This window comes from Ornithinibacter sp., assembly GCF_035443565.1.
In the GTDB taxonomy this organism is placed as follows: domain Bacteria; phylum Actinomycetota; class Actinomycetes; order Actinomycetales; family Dermatophilaceae; genus Fodinibacter.
The window spans coordinates 1-1,024 of record NZ_DAORSO010000443.1; the positions used below are offsets into that span (position 1 = coordinate 1).

Genomic DNA, 1,024 nt, shown 5'->3' on the forward strand with positions numbered 1-1,024 from the left:
AGGTCGGATGTGTCCCACGAGGCGGTGCGCGACGCAGGTACCACCGACGACGCAGCCACCGCCGACCCCGTCACCACCGCCCTCATAGACGCCATCCGCTCCGCACCACCGATCGAGCGCGCCCTCCTGGCCACCCACCACGTGTGGGACCTCGACCCCGACGCCGTCTCCCACCTTCTCCAGCAGACCTCCACCCGCGGCCGAGCCACCCGCGACACCGACCCCGCCACCCTCACCGACCACGCGGCATCCCTCGACGCGCGGCTCACCGCAGCCCACGACGCCGCACACCTCGCCGATGGTCGCGACCCCTCCCCGTGGCGTCGTGAACGCGACGTCAGCACCGCCATCGACCACCTCCTGCGCGACACCCACGACCCACCAGACCCCGCCGCCCTCGTCGCCACCCGCACGACCGGCATCCGACGACGCACCCTCCTCACCGCAGGTGCCACCACCCTCGCCCTCACTGCCGCCGGCGCCGCTCTGGTGCGCCGCGGCAGCGCCGACGCTCCCTCGATGTCCACGACCACCACGGCCCGCCTGGCCCCTGAGGACCCTCGGTGGGCTTCTGCGACGCAGTGGACACCCCGTGGCCCTCTGGCCGACGACGCCGCGGTCATCGCGCTGGCCCTGCGGTCGGGCGACCCACGAAACCGGTTGCTGTGGGCCGGTGACATCGGCACCCAACGAGCCGTGCTGATCCTCGCCCACAACTCCCAAGGCAACGACGTCGACGGCGCCGATCCCCCGGAGCCGGGCGTGACGTACTCCGAACCCTTCATCAGCGTGTACCAGGGGCCTCGCGGTCTTGACCCGGCCCGCCTGACACCGCGAACTCTGGTCACCAGCGGCATCGTCACCTCCGGCGAGGACGGGGACGTCGTCGCCGTCGTGCTGCAGCCCGACCCGGAGGGCCCGGCGCAGGCGCCCCTGGTGGTGCTGGCCCGCCCCACGGTGCAGTCCGCGTCGCTGTCGCAGGCACTTCGACCCCGCGCCGACGGCACCATCGAGCGCGACTGGG

Annotated in this window: 1 protein-coding gene; it reads left to right on the forward strand. The window is 73.3% G+C overall.

The genetic code is table 11. From position 1 onward, the window contains the following. Positions 1-24 precede the first annotated feature (24 nt). Positions 25-1,024, forward strand: a 1,000-nt coding sequence (locus PLL68_RS15825; RefSeq protein ID WP_324535741.1) for a hypothetical protein, incomplete at its 3' end; no start/stop codon positions are given.